The following is a 17,323-nucleotide window of genomic DNA, read 5'->3' on the forward strand; positions in this document are numbered from 1 at the left end:
ATGAATATGGCTGGCTGTCAGGAAGACCTGGCAGCCAGCTTTTTTGCGAAAAAATGAAGCATTTCTACCTTTTTCTTTTCATCCGGCGGCATGCCGGAGGTGATGATGGAGATCAGGAGAGCTGTTTCCTGGTCAGTGAAGGTGATATGATTTTTCCGGGCATCGGCCTGAAGTGAGAGCAGGGCAGGCAGCAATTCGGATTTCGACCGGGCAGAAATCTGTGCCGCGATTTTTTCTATGTACTGAAGTTTGACCGGATCCATCCCGGCCAGTCTCGGATCATTTTTCCATTCGTCTGGATTCATAATACCTCCTTCATGATCTGAAAGTTTTCCAGCATCTCAATCATTTCCCGTTCTCTTGGACCGGCATAGGGCTTGATAATCTGCAGAAGCTGTATGGGGGTAGCGGGCTTTGGCGTGGAGGGAGAAAGACCCATGGCAGAAATCTCCTCGCCGTCAAAGAGAGACTGGGCACGCTGCAGCTCCTGTATCTTAACCAGGAGAGAGACTGCACGCTGCTGGGAAACCGGAAGATAGGGGATTGCTGCTTTCAGCATCTGAAGCTTCGGATCAGCAGTCAGATAATCAAAGTCCGTCAGCTTGAACTGGTTTTCATTCTTTTCCTTCATGGAAGGGATCCTTGTTCTTTTTGAAACAGTATATGCGGGGGCGGTTCATATCATGCTGCGGTTGGCGCGCATAGTATAAAGTGTAAGACGAAATGCCGTAAAGAAGGCTGCGTGTTACTGTCTGCATAGCGGCCTCAAAGAAAAACGGCGACAGGAGCGAGGTAACATGAAAACAAGACTGGTCATAGATGGAAATGCGGTATATGAGATCGATGAGGAATGTGAGGCATGTCTCTGCCGGGAAAGCTCACACGCGGAAACGGATAAGCGGATTGGAAAAATGGAAAAGCGAGAAACGGAGGAGGCAGACTCCTGAAATCGGATGCTATAGATAGAAAAAACTCCCCCTCAGTCTGTGAGGGGGAGTTTTGCGTATCTGCACTGTTTAACAGAAGCTGCCGCATCCACTGTTGCCGCCGCAGCAGCATAACAGCAGAATGATCCAGATCCAGTTACAGCTGTTATTATGTTCGCATCCACATCCGGAACCAAAACCGTTGCCGCCGCAGCAGCACAAAATCAGGATCAGCCAGATGATGTTGCAGCCGTTTCCTCCTGAATTGCAGTCACATCCGCATCCGCAGTTTGTAGCAGCCAGATCGCTCATATGAAAAACCTCCGAAAAGATATTTACAATCCATCATATGAACGGCGGCCTGTCAGTGTTTCCGCTTTTTGAAAAAGAATGTTCCGTGGAATATCCCGGCGGAAAAATTATTCACCCTGATACATGTATTTGATCAGGCGCTCAATGTCGTCCTTATCCTGTGCTACGATATCAAGCTCCTTAATGAAACCGTTGGAGAACATGGTAGCCATGGAAAGGTACTGGGACAGCTTGGATTTTAAGTTGATGCGGTCGCCCTCCGGAGATACCAGCTCAACCGGTCCCTTGCACTGATCTACAATCTTAAAGAAGCTTTCTACATCGTTGATATTCTGAATTTTCATTTAGGATTCCTCCTTTGTTTGATGAATGACTTGGTTATCTTTTTGACAAATAAAAGTATAGCAAAAGTTTAACAATCCTGCAAGCGCCAGAATTTCCAAAAAATGTATGAGATAAAATACAGATTCAATGCAGAAATACAAGGGCGGGACAGAGGACAATGAAAAAACATCGTCAAAAAACATAATAAAAATTTCACTGTTTTTTCAAAAAATTAGTGGTTCTTTTTTTGAATGGATATGCTATACTGTTTTAGTGCATATTTGCGATGAGATTAATAATATAGAAGAAACACAGGTGAAATCATGAATCAGTATGAGAATGGCAGAAATTCCGGAACAGGGCGCTCCAGGGCCAGGAGTACATCTTATTCCGGCAGCGGAAGAAGCACTTCTGCTGGGAGACAGACAAGAACAGCGGCCGGAAGCGGGAAAGGCAGCGCCTCATCTTCCCGGAGTACTTCCACAAGGAGCACTGCCGGCAGAGGCAGTTCAGGAAGCAGTGTAAGGCGGACTTCAGGAAACAGCAGGTCTGCTTCCTCACGCTCCGGATATTATTATAATGAAGCAAGGCCTTCTTCTTCCGGCCGGCATGGAGGAAGACGCGGCGGTCCGGATTTTGGAAAACTCGCGATTGGCGGCGTGATTCTGATCCTGGCAATTTTCTGCGTTACATTCCTTATAAAGAAAGCAGCCGGTTCCGGAAAAGCGGATACAGAACAAGAAACGGAAATCACGGTTCCGGAGACAGAGCTGGAAAAAGAGGTTACGGTAGACGGCATCAACATCACCGGCATGTCCAGAGATGAGGCCAAAGCAGCAATCCTTAAGGATTTCCCGTGGGGCATGAAGGTTACCTGGCAGGATCAGAGCTATGATGTGAATGATCTTATGGCAGAAAAGGTGGATTCCCTGCTGCGGGAAATTTACACCGGTGAGCCGAAGGAAAGCTATACGCTGGATACTGCAGGCCTGGAAGATGCGGCAGCAAAGGAAGCGGAAACGGTTGCCGGTCTCTGGAATAAGAAAGCAAAGAACGGCAGTATTTCCGAGTATGATGCATCCTCTGACAAGTTCTTATTTAAGGGAGCAGAGAACGGACTGGCCGTAGATCAGGAAAAGTTAAAGACAGATATTATTGCAGCTTTAAGCCGCAAGGACTTTACGGCAACCATTGCCGCAACGGTTAATGAGGTGGAGCCGGAGTTTTCTGAGGCAGCTGCAAGAGAAAAATACAAGACCATCGGAACCTTTACTACCAATACTACTTCTAATCAGAAGCGAAACACCAATGTGAAGCTGGCGGCTAAGGCTATCAATGGAATTGTACTTCAGCCGGGTGAAGAATTTTCGTTTAATAACCGTGTCGGCGAGCGTACAGAGGCAAAGGGCTATCAGGCAGCTGCTGCATATAACAATGGTGAGGTTGTACAGGAAATCGGCGGCGGTGTATGCCAGGTTTCTTCCACGATGTACAATGCAGTAGTAAAGGCAGGACTGAAAACGACCATGCGCCGGTCCCATACCTTTGAACCATCCTATGTAACTCCGGGAACAGATGCAACGGTAAGCTGGGGTGGTCCGGACTACAAGTTTGTGAACAATTCCAGTGCAGCCATCGGTATCCGCGCAAGCTATTACAACCAGACCTGTACCGTATCCATTTATGGAATTCCGGTTCTGGAAGATGGTGTGACTCATTCCCTGAAGTCCACCAAACTCAGCGAGACGGACCCGCCTGCCCCGACTTACGAGGAAGATCCGACACTGGCTCCGGGAGCAGAGAAGGTAAAGAGCAACGGCAGCAAGGGCAGCAAGTGGGAAACCCGCCTGATCGTTGCCAAGAATGGTGAGGTGGTAAGCCAGGATGTGGATCACAGCGTTACTTATAAGGGACATACCCCTGTTATCTTAAGAAACAGTACCGGAACTACTGCGGCAGGAACTACCATGGAAGGAGATAGTTCTGCTGCATCCTCCGCAGAACTGACAGGAGAAACTACGGTGGCTGAGAACCACAAGACAAGTGAGTCTGCGACTACGGCAACTTCTCATGGCGCAGCAGCTGATAAGACCACGGCAGCAGAGACGACTGCAGCGGCAGCTACAACAGCTTCCCAGCAGCCTGTTTCCCATCCGACCGCTGCAGATTCCGGCAACAGCTCAGGCAATGCACCGACTGCTGCAAACAGCGGAAACGCGCCTACCATCGCGCCAAATCCGGGTGCCTGAAATCGAAATCAGGCTTATTGAGAAAATGTAAATTATTTCACAAAACAGGAGTGCTTTTCGCAGGCGCTCCTGTTTCTTTTTCTGACAAAAGCAGCACAAATAAGCACTTGCTAACTTACATTTTGTGCGGATTGTATGCAAAATAATACGCGGATTTTCTGTTTTCGTGTTTGCAAAACGATAAAAAGTTGCTATAATAAAAACAGGTCAGTCTCCTTATGCGGGGAGACTTCACTTTCCGGCGCAATTTTTGCCTGGAAACTTCCTGGCTTTTTGCCAGGTTAAAAGCATATTCACATTTGTAGGAGGATAATCAAATGGCAAGAAAAATGAAAACCATGGATGGTAATCAGGCCGCTGCTCATGCTTCATATGCATTTACTGAAGTTGCTGCTATGTACCCGATTACTCCGTCTTCCGTAATGCCTGAGCATACGGATGAGTGGGCTACTGAAGGCAGAAAGAACATCTTCGGCCGCACAGTACAGATCACTGAGATGCAGTCCGAGGCTGGTGCAGCTGGTGCTGTTCACGGCTCTCTGGTAGCAGGCGCTCTGACCACTACCTATACCGCTTCCCAGGGTCTTCTTCTGATGATCCCGGATCTGTATAAAATTGCTGGTGAGCAGTTACCGGGCGTTATCGATGTATCTGCACGTGCAGTATCTTCTCACGCTCTGAACATCTTCGGTGATCATTCCGACGTTTATGCATGCCGTCAGACCGGCTGCGCTATGCTGTGTGAGTCCAGCGTACAGGAAGTTATGGACTTAACTCCGGTTGCTCATCTGTCTGCAATCAAGGGTAAAGTTCCGTTCATCAACTTCTTCGATGGATTCCGTACCTCTCACGAGATCCAGAAGATCGAGGAGTGGGATTACGATGATCTGGCTGAGATGGCTGACTGGGATGCAATTGCAGAGTATCGTGCAAAAGCATTAAACCCGAACAACCCGTCCCAGAAAGGTTCTGCACAGAACCCGGATATCTTCTTCCAGGCTCGTGAGGCATGTAACTCTTACTACGATGCTCTTCCGGGCGTTGTACAGATGTACATGGACAAAGTTAATGCTAAGATCGGTACCGACTACAAACTGTTTAACTACTACGGTGCTGAGGATGCTGAGCAGGTTATCATTGCTATGGGTTCCGTTAACGATACCATCGAGGAGACCATCGACTACATGAGAAAGACCACCGGCGCTAAAGTTGGTGTTGTAAAAGTTCGTCTGTACAGACCGTTCTGCGCAGAGGCTCTGATCGATGTTATCCCGGATACCGTTAAGAAGATCACTGTTCTTGACAGAACCAAAGAGCCGGGTTCCTTAGGCGAGCCGTTATACCTGGACGTTGTTGCAGCATTAAAGGGCAGCAAGTTCGACCAGGCTGAGATCTTCTCCGGCCGTTATGGTCTTGGTTCCAAAGATACCACTCCGTCTCAGATCGTTGCTATCTATGAGAACAGCACCATCAAGAGATTTACCACCGGTATCGTAGATGATGTTACCAACCTGTCCCTGCCGGTAGGCGCTCCGCTTGTTACCACTCCGGAAGGAACTACCAACTGTAAGTTCTGGGGTCTGGGTGCAGACGGTACCGTAGGTGCTAACAAGAACTCCATCAAGATCATCGGTGACAATACCGATATGTACGCACAGGCTTACTTCGATTATGACTCCAAGAAATCCGGCGGTGTTACCATGTCTCACCTTCGTTTCGGTCATAAGAAGATCAAATCCACCTACCTGATCCATCAGGCAAACTTCGTAGCATGCCACAACCCGGCATACGTTCGTAAGTACAACATGGTTCAGGAGCTGGTTGACGGCGGTACTTTCCTGTTAAACTGCCCGTGGACTCACGAGGAGCTGGACAAGCACCTTCCGGGACAGATGAAGAAATTCATCGCTGACCACAACATCAACTTCTACACCATCGACGGTGTTAAGATCGGTATCGAGACCGGCATGGGCCCGACCCGTATCAACACCATCTTACAGTCCGCATTCTTCAAACTGACCGGTATCATTCCGGAGGAGAAAGCAATTGACCTGATGAAGGCTGCTGCTCAGAAGACCTACGGCCGTAAGGGTGAGGACGTTGTTAAGAAGAACTGGGCTGCTATCGATGCTGGTGCTACTGGCGTTGTTAAGGTAGAGGTTCCGGAGAGCTGGAAGAACTGCGAGGATGAGGGCCTTGATTACAAGACCGTTTCCGGCGACAGAAAAGACGTTGTTGATTTCGTTAACAACATCCAGACCAAAGTCAGCGCTCAGGAAGGTAACAACTTACCGGTATCTGCATTCAAAGAGTATGTAGATGGTAACACCCCGTCCGGTTCTGCTGCATTCGAGAAACGTGGTATCGCTGTAGACGTTCCGGTATGGAATTCCGAGAACTGTATCCAGTGTAACTTCTGTTCTTATGTCTGCCCGCACGCTGCAATCCGTCCGGTTGCTATGACCGAGGAAGAGGCTGCTAAGGTTGAGGGCGCTACCTTACCGTTAACTGGTATGCCGCAGTACAAGTTCACCATCGCTGTATCTGCACTTGACTGTACCGGTTGTGGTTCCTGTGCAAACGTATGTCCTGGCAAGAAGGGCGAGAAGGCTCTTACCATGGATAAGCTTGACAAGCACCTTGACGAGCAGAAGACCTTTGATTATGCAGTAACCCTGCCGATCAAAGAGGATGTTGTTGCTAAATTCAAAGAGACCACTGTTAAGGGTTCCCAGTTCAAACAGCCGTTACTTGAGTTCTCCGGCGCATGTGCTGGATGTGGTGAGACTCCGTACGCTAAGCTGATCACCCAGCTGTTCGGTGACAGAATGTACATCTCCAACGCAACCGGATGTTCTTCTATCTGGGGTAACTCTTCACCGTCTACTCCTTACACCGTAAACGCTAAGGGCCAGGGTCCGGCATGGGATAACTCCCTGTTCGAGGATGCTGCAGAGTTTGGTTACGGTATGTTACTGGCTCAGAACGCAATCCGTGATGAGTTAAAGGAGAAGGTAGAGCGGGTTGCAGCAAACGAGAACGCTTCTGAGGAAGTTAAGGCTGCATGCAAAGAGTACTTAGATACCTTCACCGTAGGTGCTACCAACGGTACTGCTACCGATAAGTTAGTTGCAGCTCTGGAAGGCATTGACTGCCCGACCTGCAAGTACATCGTAGCAAACAAGAACTATCTGGCTAAGAAGTCCCAGTGGGTATTCGGTGGTGACGGATGGGCTTACGATATCGGCTTCGGCGGCGTAGACCATATCCTTGCTTCCGGTAAGGACATCAACGTTATGGTATTCGATACTGAGGTTTACTCCAACACCGGCGGTCAGTCCTCTAAGGCTACCAAGACTGGTGCTGTAGCTCAGTTCGCAGCTGGCGGTAAAGAGACCAAGAAGAAAGATCTTGCAAGCATCGCAATGTCTTACGGCTATGTATACGTAGCTCAGATCTCCATGGGTGCTGATTACGCTCAGACTGTTAAGGCTATCGCTGAGGCAGAGGCATATCCGGGTCCGTCCCTGATCATGGCTTACGCTCCGTGTATCAACCATGGTATCAAGAAGGGCATGAGCAAAGCTCAGACCGAGGAGAAACTGGCAGTTGAGACCGGTTACTGGAACAACTTCCGTTACAACCCGGCTGCTGAGAAGAAGTTCAGCCTGGACAGCAAGGCTCCGAACATGGAAGGCTATCAGGACTTCCTGAAGGGCGAGGTTCGTTACGCATCTCTGGCTATGAAGAATCCGGAGAGAGCAGCTACCCTGTTCGCTAGAAACGAGGCAGAGGCTAAGGAGCGTTACGAGTACCTGACCAAGCTGGTTAAGCTGTACGGTGACGACAACGAGTAATCGTTCGTGAGAAATTCAATATAAATCGTTCATAGCTGTCCCGGTTTGCCGGGCAGCATGAGCGGGTCAGTTCCGGATGGAATGACTTGTGCTGTAGCGGAAAAAAGCTCCCGGCCTGCGAAAGCAGGTTCGGGAGCTTTTTTGTACAGATGGAATCAGGAAACGCCAGTCGAAAAATGCAGGGGACCAGAGCATTTTTTGACTGGCGTTTCCAGTAACTGTATCATTTAGGCGAAAAGTGCACCAAGCAGTCCGTAGGATAAAAGAGACATGATCACGGTAGCCATGATAATTCCAATTAGGATGGCACCGATGGCTTTGCCGAATTTCATGTGGAGAAGAGCGGCCACCAGGGAGCCGGTCCATGCACCGGTGCCAGGAAGCGGGATGCCTACAAAAAGAACCAGGCCCCAGAATCCGAATTTTTCAATCTGTCCCTTGTTTTTATCGGCTTTTTGCCGGATCAGAATAGCAAACTTTCCAAGTCCGGGAATGCGTTCCATGACATTCAGGATTTTTTCAATGAGCAGCAGGATGAATGGAATCGGGAGCAGATTTCCAATCACGCAGATGGGAATGGCCCGCAGGATCGGAACATTTAAGAGGGCAGGGGAGGCAGCGAGCAGTCCGCCTCGCAGCTCCAGAATCGGGATCATGGAGATGATAAAGATGATCACTTCGCCGGATACTTTTCCCCCAAGCAGGGAAGCAAGTCCCTGTACCAGAGTATCAGTCATAACATATCCTCACTTTTCTGTATGAAATTGTGTGAATTTGCCGGAAAAATCAGGATATATCCTACAATAGCGCCGGCAAAAAAGACACATACGTTTTATTATAGGAGAAAGTACAGAAAAATTCAATTGCTTCCGCAGATTCGTTTATAAAAAAAACTATGTTGATTTTCCCCAGAATATGCTAAAATGTAACGAGTGCAAGAGAGCCATAAGCATGCTTGCATGCTTATGGCGAACGACGAGGCAATCGAGTGACGAAGTCACGAGAACGAGTGCAAGAGAGCCATAAGCATGCTCGCATGCTTATGGCGAACGACGAGGTAATCGAGTGACGAAGTCACGAGAAAGAGTGCAAGAGAGAAAGGACAGGCAATAAGCTATGAAGCGGTTGTGGAAGATACTGGGGATTCTGTTAGGAACGGCATTGCTGCTCAATGTGGTAACAGAGATTTTGAACCGAAAATCCTTTGTGGGAACAGTTCATTTTATGATCCATGCGCCGATGGTATTCTTGCTGGATACGCTGCTGCTTCTGGCTCCGTTTCTGCTGGTGTTTTTTACAAAACGCAAAGTGTTTTTGGCAGTTGTACTTTTTGTGACCGGTTTTGCTGCGGCAATTACCAACAGTGTGCTTCTGGTGTTCCGGACAACGCCGTTTACCGCGGCGGATCTTCGTCTGGTGAAATATGCTGCAACACTTCTGACAACCTATCTGACCTGGTGGCAGATTATTCTGATGGCAGCGGCCGCTGTGGCAGCTATCCTTTTTTGCGTAGTGCTCTGGCGAAAGGCACCGGTGGATCAGCAGAAAGTAAACCTTACGGAGTCCGGCTGTGTGACTGCTGTAACCATGCTGGTAATCTGGGGAATGTTGAATTTTTCAGTTGCCTCCGGCCGTGTTGCACTTCATTTTGGAAACATCGGCCAGGCCTACAAGGATTATGGAGTGGCGTACTGTTTTGCCAACTCTTTGTTGAATACCGGGATTGACAAGCCAGACGGTTATGACATAGAAGCGGTGGATCAGCTTGAGAGCGAAGAGCAGACTCAGGCAGAGGTTCCGAAAACCATAGAAGGACGTTATCCGAATATCATCATGCTTCAGCTGGAATCCTTTTTTGATCCGACACTATGGCGGAATAATCCGGTGCAGGGTGATCCCATTCCGATGTTTCATTTCCTGGAACGAAATTTTCCATCCGGATATTTAAGCGTTCCGTCTGTAGGAGCCGGCACAGCCAATACAGAGTTTGAATGTATCAGTGCCATGAATCTGGATTTTTTCGGTCCGGGTGAATATCCGTACAAGACGATCCTGCAGAAAACGGCCTGCGAGAGTATGGCCTTTGATATGAAAAATCTGGGCTACAAGGCTCATGCGGTGCATAATAATGAGGCAACCTTCTATGACCGCCACAAGGTATTTGCCCAGCTTGGATTTGATACGTTTACCCCCATTGAATACATGTATGACATTGAGCGGAATCCGACTGGCTGGTGTAAGGACAAGGTGCTGGTGGGAGAAATTGAAAAGGTGCTGGATTCCACGATCGGAAGTGATTTCATATACACGATTTCCGTGCAGGGGCATGGAAAATATCCGTCTTTTGAGTATTACTGCGAGCAGATCCATGAGATGGATGAATTTGTGGGGCAGCTGATCAATATGCTGAATACCCGTATGGAACCGACAGTTCTGGTGCTGTATGGAGACCACCTGCCGGGTTTTGAGTGGACAGCTCAGGAGATGGAGAATGAAAGCCTCTTTCAGACAAAATATGTTGTGTGGAACAATGTGAATCTCCCGGCGGTGAAACGGAATGTAGAGGCATACCAGCTTGCGGCGCATGTGTTGAATATGCTGGATATCCATGAAGGAACCATGCTCCGTTTTCATCAGCGGCATCTGGATGCCCGGGATACGGATACCCAGAGCTACCTGGATGCGATGAAGCTTCTCCAGTATGATATTCTGTATGGTGATCACGAGGTTTATGGAGGAGAATCTCCGTATCAGGCAACACAGCTGGAATTTGGGGTTACACCGATCATCCAGGGAACTACGGTGCATAATACGGATCAGGTGATCGTATTCGGAGGACCGTTCAACAGCTGGTCTAAGATCTGTGTGAACGGAAAGGCAGCAGATACCCAGTATTATTCAAAGACCAGGCTGATCGCAAAGGGTGTGGAACCAAAAGAAAAAGAAGAAATTACAGTACAGCAGGTGGGACGCGATAAGATCCATCTTGGAACGGCAAGAAAGAAACAATAAATGATACCGGAAGAAGAGCAGTAGACAGGAGACTAGAACTATGAATATTCAGGAAGAATGGGAACTGTATAAGCCGAAAAAGAAGACCTGGGGACGTTTTCTGCGGGTAATATTCGGGCGAACCACATTTGTGATCACGGCACTTCTGATCCAGCTTGTGATCCTCTGCCTGAGCTTTCAGTGGCTGCGGGAACATGTATTTTACCTGTATGGCGGTTTTGTTGGGCTGAGTGCAGTTGTTGTGATCTACATTATCAATAAAAATCAGAATCCGTCTTATCAGCTCTCCTGGATCATTCCTGTGCTGGTGTTTCCGGTGTTCGGCGCATTGTTTTATCTGTTTGTGGAGACGCAGCCGGGAACCCGGGCCATTGACCGGAGGCTGAAAGAAATCATAAAAGAAACGGAACCGATGCTGAGACAGCGGCCGGAGGTTATGGAACGGCTGTACCGTGAGAGCCGGGGAACAGCGCGGCTGGCCTATTATATGAATAGGTATGGAGGTTATCCAATCTGGGAAAATACCAGCGCACAGTATTTTCCGCTGGGAGATGACATGTATCCGGTGCTTCTGGAGGAACTGAGGAAAGCAGAGCGTTATATTTTCATGGAATATTTTATCGTGGAAAAAGGCGAGATGTGGGACAGTATTCTGGAAATCCTGAAAGAGAAGGCGGCCGCCGGTGTGGAAGTGCGTTTTATGTACGATGGCATGTGCAGTCTTACCCTGATGCCTTACGGATACCCAAAGCAGCTGGAAAAATATGGAATCCACTGCAAGATGTTTTCTCCGGTGCGTCCGGTCCTTTCTTCCTATCAGAATAACCGTGACCATCGTAAGATCACAGTCATTGATGGCCACACTGCCTTTACCGGCGGAGTGAATCTGGCAGACGAGTACATTAACCGCAAGGTGAGGTTTGGGCACTGGAAGGATACCGCCATTATGCTGAAGGGGGATGCGGCTACCGGATTTCTGATGATGTTTCTGCAGATGTGGAATATTACGGAACACAGTACGGATGATTATGCCCGGTATCTGTATCGGCCGGCTGCTCAAAAACCGAAAGAGCCGGACTGTACCGGCTTTGTGATGCCATACGGGGACAGTCCGCTGGATAACGAGACAGTAGGACAGCATGTTTATATGGATATCTTAAACGAATCCCGTTATTATGTGCATATCATGACACCGTATCTGATCCTGGACAGTGATATGATCACTTCGCTGACGTTTGCGGCAAAGCGCGGTATTGAGACGATCATCATCATGCCGCATATTCCGGATAAGATCTATGCGTACCTCCTGGCCCGGTCTTATTACGCGGAGCTTCTTCAGGCCGGCGTGAAGATCTATGAGTATATGCCTGGGTTTGTACATGCCAAGGTATTTACCAGTGATAACACGAAAGCTGTGGTAGGCTCCATCAACATGGACTACCGGAGTCTGCATCTGCATTTTGAGTGCGCCGTGTACCTGTTCAGGAATCCGGCTGTACAGCAGGCAGAAGCCGACTTCCAGGAAACCCTGAAACACTGTCAGGAGATCACACTGGAAGACTGCAGAACTTATCCGATGCCGAAGAAGATCGCGGGTAAGGTGCTGCGGCTGTTTGCGCCGCTGATGTAAAATTTAGTAATGCCGTACCTCTGCGGCTGACCGGATCTTCTGAATGACAGGTTCGGCGGCCTCGGAGGTGAAATACCGGAAGGTGCATGCTGGCACCTTCTTTTTTAATGCATCAAAGTTGCCGTCCCTGATCAGGCAGCGGACCTCGGAGGCACTGATGGCACCGTCCTCATCGGCCTTTCGCGGAATGACATGGCAGTTAAGTCCCGCGACAGCCAGTTCTTCTGCCATCACCTGATTGTAGATTCCGGTTACCTGGCTGAACGGTTCTTCGCCCACGAAGCGGTCCGTCACGGACAGAGTCCGGGCGATGCGCAGAAAGACCTGAATATCCAGCTTGGCGTGGGAGCGGATGACGGTGTCGGAGTCTTTTAAAAAGTAGGATGGGAAGGTGGCGTTGGAAATCATGTAGGGGCCGGTTTCATGGCAGACCACATTTGAAAGATCTGCGCAGCCCTCTGCAACCAGCTGTCTGCGGACGGAGAAGGGAACGAGGGAGGCATCTTCGGATACCACAAACACATGCAGCAGATCTACTGCGGCTGCAGCCTGTTCGACCAGATAGCGGTGGCCCAGGGTAAATGGGTTGGCATTCATGATGACGGCACCGATTTTCGCGTCCTGTCCTTTTTCACTTTCGAGGAAAGCAGAAGTTTCTCTCTGCAGACGTTTCAGGTAGTCAGAAAAGCCGGTCCTGCGGTTTTCCATGAAAACAACCTTGCCCTCTACCCGGGCAATCTCGTAAAAACCCAGATCACCAAAGAAACGCGCAGTATTGCATTTTGTATACAGAAAGAGACTGGTGTTGCCACGGCTGTACTGAAACTCGATCAGATGGGAGATGATCTGGTTCATCAGGCCTTCACCCTGGTGCTCGGAAGAAACAGCCATGCAGCGCAGTGTGTTGGCAAAACAGGAGCCGGTTGCCACAAGATCGTAATTATCATCGAACAGTCCGATGCTGTAATCAAGATTTTTGTCCCGCTCGATTCCTTCTTTTTCTAATAATGCGTCCATCTGGCGCACAGCGCGCTTATCGGTGGATGAAATTCTGCTTACGGTATAGTCTGACATCATTCATAATTCCTCCGGATTTCATATTGCCCCTAGTATAACGCATTCACGGAGAAAATGCGAATATATCCTGAGTTATGGGGGATATTTGTAAATATCTATAGTATGGAAGAAAAGGAGATCCTTATATGAATAACGAAGAAAATGTGAATCAGAACGATGCCCGGGCTATCCTGGATGGCAGCAACGGCAAACACAAAATCTGTCTGCTTTCCATTATCGGAGAAGTGGAAGGCCATGAAAACCTTTCCGGCAATACGAAAACCACCAAGTATGACCAGATCCTGCCAAAGCTGGCGCAGCTGGAAGATGACGACAGCGTGGAAGGCCTTCTGGTATTGCTAAATACCTCTGGAGGCGATGTAGATGCAGGCCTGGCGATTGCGGAGATGATCGCCTCTCTTTCCATGCCGACGGTATCACTGGTCCTGGGCGGCAGCCATTCCATCGGAGTGCCGCTTGCAGTGTCTACAGATCATTCCTTTATTGTGCCGACCGGGACCATGATGGTGCATCCGGTGCGGATGAGCGGAACCGTGATCGGGGCTTCCCAGACTTATGAGTATTTTGAGATGATTCAGGACCGGATCCTGACTTTTGTGAGTGAGCACGCAAAGATCGCCTACGATCAGGTGAAGAAGCTGATGCTGAACACGGAAATGCTGACGAAAGATCTCGGTACTGTGCTGGTAGGTCAGGATACGGTAAAGACCGGACTGATCGATGAGGTTGGAGGGATCCGGGAGGCACTTAGGTATTTGTATCAGCAGATAGAAGCAGGAGCGTAAGCTCTGTCGGAAGCGTTTGGGGATCATGCAGGATCATGCGTCCGGTTTTACGTGGCTTGCATTTCCTGATATTTTTTTGTATACTAACTACATTGGGAAAGAGGAGGCCGAAGTTTGTGGCAGCGAAGAAACAGCAAAACCGAGTGAATTCAGACAGAACGGGAAAAGCGGCAGGCAGCAGAAAGTCTGTGCGTTCCGGGGCACAGGGGGCGTCAGAAGGACGCAAACCGGGCAGACCGAGACGGGTTCAGGAGCCGGAACCGGAGCAGGAGGGACTGCTCCGTGCAGAGGTCATTGTGTTAGGGTCATTTGCTCTGGCTGTGCTTTTATTTTTGAGCAATTTTCATTTATGCGGATTTGCAGGTGATTTCTTAAGAGGAATCCAGCTTGGCCTGTTTGGCCTTCCGGGCTATGTGGCTCCGCTGGTTCTCTTTATCGGAACCTGCTTCTATCAGGCCAACCGCGAAAACCGGATTGTACTGCAAAAGACCATTGCAACGGCCGCAGCATTTTTTCTGCTATGTGGTTTCTCACAGATGATGTTTGGGCAGCAGCCGGAAGCAGGAAAAGGCATTTTTGAATATTACCGCTTTTCAGCGGCATCCGGTATGGGCGGCGGTCTGTTTGGCGGCCTGCTGTTTGGCGGAATCCGTGCATTTATCGGAAGCATCGGAGCATTTCTGGTCATGGCGGTTGGAATGATCATTTGCATGGTGTGCATCACCCAGCGCTCTTTTGTGAAAGCGGTAAAACGTCACAGCGATGTGGCCTATCAGCATGCAAGAGAAGATATGGAGCGGCGCCGTGAGCTTTATGCCGAGCGTCAGGAAGAACGAAGGCGTCTTCGGGAGGAGCAGCGGGTGCGGGGCGTGAATTTGGGTTCCACGAAGCTGTCAGCTTCTGACAATGAAGATGCAGTGGATATGCCGCAAGAAGGCTTCGAAGATGGCTGGGATGGCAGCAATGAAGAAGATTACGGGAAAAGCAGTGAAGATGGCGGCAGCGCAGAGCTGCAGGCCGGCAGTCAGGCTGCGGATGAGGCGTCAGAGGAGGCTCCGGCTCCCGGAACATCGCGCGGGCGGCGCCTGTTTCCTGAGGAAGCCATGGAACCGGATCTGTCGGATATTTTTACAGGCAGTATTACCATGCCGGAAGATGACTATGATCTGGAGGCAGCGGCAAAGCGCCTGACGGAGTCCGGTTTTGGACAGTTTGAACAGGCGGGTGAGGTTTTTACCGGCGGTGCCAGAAGACTGGATGAAGAATCCGCGGTGAATCCGGCGCATGATCAGACAGCGCAGTCAGAGCATCAGCAGGAACCGGAGCAGATTCAGGATGAGGCTCCGTGGGATGAGCCTGCAAAGGCAGAACATGAGGAGTGTACATATACCCGGCCGCAGGATCCTGCATGGCAGGAGGCAGCCCCGGAGGAGTATCTTCCGGAGCCGGATGTGGCATACACTGTGAAGACGGAGCAGAACACCGATTTCGCAATCCCGGAAGGAAACAAGCATGTGGTAACAGCCGGCGGCAAGGTGATCGATACCGATACCGAGGCTCTTCAGAAGAAGCTGGAGTCCGCAAAGAAAGCAGCGGCAGCGGAGAAATCAGAAGAAGCCGCAGACAGCGAAGTGGCCGTGGAGCAGCAGATCCGGGAACAGGCAGAGGAACCGAAGAAGGAATATATATTTCCGCCTCTCAGCCTCTTAAAGCGCGGCGGCAGAAGCTCCGGCGGTTATTCTGAGCAGGAGTACCGGGACACTGCCGTGAAGCTGCAGCAGACACTGCGAAACTTCGGCGTTGGTGTTACCGTGACCAACATCAGCTGCGGGCCATCGGTTACCCGCTACGAGCTTCACCCGGAGCAGGGAGTGAAGGTCAGCAAGATCGTGGGACTGGCCGATGACATCAAACTGAGCCTGGCTGCGGAGGACATCCGCATCGAGGCTCCGATCCCCGGAAAGTCTGCTGTGGGTATCGAGGTGCCGAATAAAGAGAAAACGTCCGTATTCCTGCGCGATCTGTTAGAATCCGATGCGTTCCAGAAGCATCCGTCCCGTCTGGCCTTTGCAGTCGGCAAGGATATCGGCGGTCAGGTTGTGGTGACCGATATCGCCAAGATGCCGCATCTTCTGATCGCGGGTGCTACAGGCTCCGGTAAGTCTGTCTGTATCAATACCATCATCATGAGCATCATCTACAAGGCAGATCCGGAGGATGTCAAGCTCATCATGGTAGACCCGAAGGTCGTAGAGCTCAGTGTATATAATGGTATCCCGCATCTTCTGATCCCGGTCGTGACAGATCCGAAGAAAGCCTCCGGCGCATTAAACTGGGCGGTAGCAGAGATGACAGACCGCTACAAAAAATTTGCCAGGTACGGTGTACGTGACCTGAAAGGCTACAATGCGAGAATTGACACTATTCAGGATATCGAAGATGAGAATAAACCGAAGAAGATGCCGCAGATCGTCATTATCGTGGATGAGCTGGCGGATCTGATGATGGTGGCTCCGGGTGAGGTGGAGGATGCCATCTGCCGTCTGGCCCAGCTGGCCCGTGCAGCAGGCATTCATCTGGTCATTGCGACCCAGAGACCGTCTGTCAATGTCATCACCGGTCTCATCAAGGCCAACGTGCCGTCGCGAATCGCGTTTTCAGTTTCTTCCGGCGTGGATTCCCGCACGATCATTGACATGAATGGTGCGGAAAAGCTGCTCGGAAAGGGCGACATGCTCTTTTATCCGGCAGGCTTCCCGAAGCCACAGCGTGTACAGGGCGCTTTTGTTTCGGATTCCGAAGTCCAGCAGGTGGTGGACTTCCTCACCGAGCAGGGGCTTACGGCCCAGTACAGCCCGGAGGTGGAAAACAGTATGAATTCGGCTCCTTCTGCCCAAGCATCCGGCCCGTCTAACAGCCGGGACGAGTACTTTGAGCAGGCAGGCCGTTTCATTATAGAAAAAGAAAAGGCATCCATTGGAATGCTGCAGCGTATGTTTAAGATTGGGTTCAACCGCGCCGCAAGGATCATGGACCAGCTGGCAGAGGCCGGTGTGGTCGGCGAGGAAGAGGGAACAAAGCCCCGCAAGGTCCTTATGACCATGGAAGAATTCGATCAGATCATTTAACCCAACACTACACACGAAAAGGG

General features: G+C 50.0%; 13 protein-coding genes. 7 read left to right on the plus strand and 6 right to left on the minus strand.

The window, feature by feature from the left end; translation table 11 throughout:
• Positions 1–17: 17 nt before the first annotated feature.
• Positions 18–305 carry a hypothetical protein gene (locus ACMP1L_RS02460; RefSeq protein WP_177304229.1) on the minus strand — a complete coding sequence of 96 codons (288 nt, stop codon included), beginning with the start codon at positions 303–305 and terminating at the stop codon, positions 18–20.
• Entirely contained in the window at positions 302–631 is a 330-nt protein-coding gene (locus tag ACMP1L_RS02465) for a hypothetical protein (protein ID WP_118733093.1), read from the minus strand. The genes ACMP1L_RS02460 and ACMP1L_RS02465 overlap by 4 nt, the downstream gene beginning before the upstream one ends.
• A gap of 166 nt (positions 632–797) precedes the next feature.
• Between ACMP1L_RS02465 and ACMP1L_RS02470 the strand changes: the two genes are divergently transcribed.
• Positions 798–947 (plus strand): hypothetical protein, encoded by a 150-nt coding sequence (locus ACMP1L_RS02470; RefSeq protein ID WP_177304230.1) that lies wholly within the window; start codon positions 798–800, stop codon positions 945–947.
• A 69-nt stretch (positions 948–1,016) separates the two neighbouring features.
• Here the strand turns inward: ACMP1L_RS02470 and ACMP1L_RS02475 are convergent, their stop codons facing one another.
• The gene (locus tag ACMP1L_RS02475; protein WP_118733092.1) at positions 1,017–1,238 is read right to left on the minus strand and encodes a chorion class high-cysteine HCB protein 13; all 222 of its coding nucleotides are present in this window, start codon (positions 1,236–1,238) and stop codon (positions 1,017–1,019) included.
• 107 nt (positions 1,239–1,345) lie between these two features.
• The gene (locus tag ACMP1L_RS02480; protein ID WP_118733091.1) at positions 1,346–1,582 is read right to left on the minus strand and encodes a polya polymerase; all 237 of its coding nucleotides are present in this window, start codon (positions 1,580–1,582) and stop codon (positions 1,346–1,348) included.
• Between the two features lie 303 nt (positions 1,583–1,885).
• On the opposite strand from ACMP1L_RS02480, the gene ACMP1L_RS02485 reads away from it, so the two are divergent.
• Both ACMP1L_RS02485 and nifJ read left to right on the plus strand, forming a co-directional pair.
• Positions 1,886–3,811 (plus strand): VanW family protein, encoded by a 1,926-nt coding sequence (locus tag ACMP1L_RS02485; RefSeq protein WP_418451921.1) that lies wholly within the window; start codon positions 1,886–1,888, stop codon positions 3,809–3,811.
• A gap of 317 nt (positions 3,812–4,128) precedes the next feature.
• A complete protein-coding gene (gene nifJ / locus ACMP1L_RS02490; RefSeq protein ID WP_418451922.1) occupies positions 4,129–7,668 on the plus strand; it encodes a pyruvate:ferredoxin (flavodoxin) oxidoreductase in 3,540 nt (1,179 codons plus the stop codon).
• 227 nt (positions 7,669–7,895) lie between these two features.
• Here the strand turns inward: nifJ and ACMP1L_RS02495 are convergent, their stop codons facing one another.
• A complete protein-coding gene (locus tag ACMP1L_RS02495; RefSeq protein ID WP_118733087.1) occupies positions 7,896–8,405 on the minus strand; it encodes a COG2426 family protein in 510 nt (169 codons plus the stop codon).
• 379 nt (positions 8,406–8,784) lie between these two features.
• Between ACMP1L_RS02495 and ACMP1L_RS02500 the strand changes: the two genes are divergently transcribed.
• Positions 8,785–10,680: an LTA synthase family protein gene (locus ACMP1L_RS02500; RefSeq protein WP_418451923.1), complete on the plus strand. Its 1,896-nt coding sequence runs from the start codon at positions 8,785–8,787 to the stop codon at positions 10,678–10,680.
• A 40-nt stretch (positions 10,681–10,720) separates the two neighbouring features.
• Positions 10,721–12,310 (plus strand): cardiolipin synthase, encoded by a 1,590-nt coding sequence (gene cls / locus ACMP1L_RS02505; protein ID WP_177304235.1) that lies wholly within the window; start codon positions 10,721–10,723, stop codon positions 12,308–12,310.
• A gap of 3 nt (positions 12,311–12,313) precedes the next feature.
• On the opposite strand, the gene citC is transcribed toward cls, so the two are convergent.
• The gene (citC, locus tag ACMP1L_RS02510) at positions 12,314–13,384 is read right to left on the minus strand and encodes a [citrate (pro-3S)-lyase] ligase (RefSeq protein WP_475544509.1); all 1,071 of its coding nucleotides are present in this window, start codon (positions 13,382–13,384) and stop codon (positions 12,314–12,316) included.
• A gap of 128 nt (positions 13,385–13,512) precedes the next feature.
• On the opposite strand from citC, the gene ACMP1L_RS02515 reads away from it, so the two are divergent.
• Both ACMP1L_RS02515 and ACMP1L_RS02520 read left to right on the plus strand, forming a co-directional pair.
• Positions 13,513–14,172 carry a ClpP family protease gene (locus ACMP1L_RS02515; RefSeq protein WP_177304236.1) on the plus strand — a complete coding sequence of 220 codons (660 nt, stop codon included), beginning with the start codon at positions 13,513–13,515 and terminating at the stop codon, positions 14,170–14,172.
• 116 nt (positions 14,173–14,288) lie between these two features.
• A complete protein-coding gene (locus tag ACMP1L_RS02520; protein ID WP_418451925.1) occupies positions 14,289–17,300 on the plus strand; it encodes a DNA translocase FtsK in 3,012 nt (1,003 codons plus the stop codon).
• Positions 17,301–17,323 lie beyond the last annotated feature (23 nt).

It is taken from the genome of Ventrimonas sp. (genome assembly GCF_048380235.1).
In the GTDB taxonomy this organism is placed as follows: Bacteria; Bacillota; Clostridia; order Lachnospirales; family Lachnospiraceae; genus Brotaphodocola.

What these genes read in the sequence shown, in the direction of transcription:
- ACMP1L_RS02460 (WP_177304229.1), bottom strand. Translation starts at nt 305, where the DNA reads ATGAATCCAGACGAATGGAAAAATGATCCGAGACTGGCCGGGATGGAT.
- ACMP1L_RS02500 (WP_418451923.1), top strand. Translation starts at nt 8,785, where the DNA reads ATGAAGCGGTTGTGGAAGATACTGGGGATTCTGTTAGGAACGGCATTG.
- cls (WP_177304235.1), top strand. Translation starts at nt 10,721, where the DNA reads ATGAATATTCAGGAAGAATGGGAACTGTATAAGCCGAAAAAGAAGACC.
- ACMP1L_RS02485 (WP_418451921.1), top strand. Translation starts at nt 1,886, where the DNA reads ATGAATCAGTATGAGAATGGCAGAAATTCCGGAACAGGGCGCTCCAGG.
- nifJ (WP_418451922.1), top strand. Translation starts at nt 4,129, where the DNA reads ATGGCAAGAAAAATGAAAACCATGGATGGTAATCAGGCCGCTGCTCAT.
- ACMP1L_RS02465 (WP_118733093.1), bottom strand. Translation starts at nt 631, where the DNA reads ATGAAGGAAAAGAATGAAAACCAGTTCAAGCTGACGGACTTTGATTAT.
- ACMP1L_RS02515 (WP_177304236.1), top strand. Translation starts at nt 13,513, where the DNA reads ATGAATAACGAAGAAAATGTGAATCAGAACGATGCCCGGGCTATCCTG.
- ACMP1L_RS02475 (WP_118733092.1), bottom strand. Translation starts at nt 1,238, where the DNA reads ATGAGCGATCTGGCTGCTACAAACTGCGGATGCGGATGTGACTGCAAT.
- ACMP1L_RS02470 (WP_177304230.1), top strand. Translation starts at nt 798, where the DNA reads ATGAAAACAAGACTGGTCATAGATGGAAATGCGGTATATGAGATCGAT.
- ACMP1L_RS02495 (WP_118733087.1), bottom strand. Translation starts at nt 8,405, where the DNA reads ATGACTGATACTCTGGTACAGGGACTTGCTTCCCTGCTTGGGGGAAAA.
- citC (WP_475544509.1), bottom strand. Translation starts at nt 13,384, where the DNA reads ATGTCAGACTATACCGTAAGCAGAATTTCATCCACCGATAAGCGCGCT.
- ACMP1L_RS02480 (WP_118733091.1), bottom strand. Translation starts at nt 1,582, where the DNA reads ATGAAAATTCAGAATATCAACGATGTAGAAAGCTTCTTTAAGATTGTA.